This window comes from Moorena sp. SIO4E2 (genome assembly GCF_010671945.1).
Lineage (GTDB): Bacteria > Cyanobacteriota > Cyanobacteriia > Cyanobacteriales > Coleofasciculaceae > Moorena > Moorena producens.
Genome location: NZ_JAAHIE010000285.1, coordinates 1 through 1,385, shown reverse-complemented (window position 1 = coordinate 1,385; position 1,385 = coordinate 1). Strand labels below are relative to the sequence as shown.

The 1,385-nt window shown below is 44.2% G+C and carries 2 protein-coding genes; both read right to left on the bottom strand.

Going from position 1 to position 1,385, the window contains the following annotated elements; all coding sequences use genetic code 11:
* Positions 1–29: 29 nt before the first annotated feature.
* Positions 30–635 (bottom strand): ureidoglycolate lyase, encoded by a 606-nt coding sequence (locus F6K37_RS24100; RefSeq protein ID WP_287252611.1) that lies wholly within the window; start codon positions 633–635, stop codon positions 30–32.
* A 24-nt stretch (positions 636–659) separates the two neighbouring features.
* Positions 660–1,385 (bottom strand): class I SAM-dependent DNA methyltransferase (locus F6K37_RS24095; RefSeq protein WP_287252608.1); only part of this gene is annotated, 726 nt, incomplete at its 5' end.

Genomic DNA, 1,385 nt, shown 5'->3' with positions numbered 1-1,385 from the left:
ATTCCGTGCTGTGTTGGCTATCTATATTGTCAGTCTTCTTGAGGTTTACGAAGGGGAATCTTTAGACAAGTATCTTGCTCCTTCAACAATAGACAATCTACTGTAGCATAGATACTGCCTTGTTTATTTTTATAGACTACTTCACCAGACAGTGGTAAGGGAGCTGTGTGCCATACTCCAGGATGAATTGATATGCCGTAAGTACCATCAGAGTAAAGCGCTACAAAATCTTCTGCTTTGACATTGTCCCGAGGAGGAGCTAATAAAAAAATGCTAGGTTCACCATTTTTAGGAATAAAAGCCTCTCCTGCATCTAGATGGGCGCTAAGCCAATTCACTAGCACATAGTTAGAGTTAGTCTCAGGATCAACTACAGCCTTTCCAGCTGCCCCACCGCGAGCATTTTTATGGTCAGCGGAAAGCACGGTAGAACCACGCCAATATACTTTGAACTCGTCTTCAATAAATGTACCATAACCCCCCCTAGCAATAAGAGGTCGTTTTCCTGGGTTTGGCCATTTACACAACTCTATTTCAACATCTTCAAAATCCGTGAATACAGTTCCTAATCCTTCAGCATTTTTTGAGTTCAGCTTTTTTAATGGAACGTCATAGTATTTGCATGGTGTAGCCATGATTTTCCCTTAAACTATCAGCAATTAGTGCTTTTTGAGCACTAGAGCAACCATCGGCTCTGTTTCAAAGATGTTAAACTCTACTCGATTGAGTATACTCCATGACAGCTCTTCGAGAATATCTTGTAATGAATCGTTGCTTTCGTAGTAGTCAACTCGCAGGGTTAGGACAAAATATCCTCCAGACTTCAATAGTTTGAATAAGTTTCGCAACCCTTTAGGATGGGCGTGACCAAAGGTGAATACCCCCAACACCACAATCCCGTCGAACGCCTCAGGAGTAGAGAAGGTTAGAGGTTCTGCCACGTTCCCTTGGTGCAAGGCAGTGTAAACTTGCTTCTTCCTAGCTACCTCCAGCATTTCCTCGGAGAAGTCAACTGCTGTAATGTTGGTGTATCCTAGCTCTGCCAGAGCCTCACCCACCATTCCTGTACCTGCTCCAACATCAAGAATGCTTGCTGCTTTATTTGGCAGTACTTTTGCCAGAGCCCTAGCGGATAGAACGGGAGAGCAGCGATAGGTCTCGTCTAAGTCAGCATCGTAAATCGTCGCCCAAGCATTGTACTTATCTTGTAACGTTTTTTCATCATTAGTTCCGTAGATCCACGACACGCGATCGCTGACCTTTTGAGAGCGATAGAAACTCCATCCGAGTTCCCGAGCTGCGATCGCCTCACACATCTTATTATAGGAAGCGCTAAGTTTCGGATACTTGCTCAGAGCTAGCTGTGACAAGAGTTGGTAGCTCTT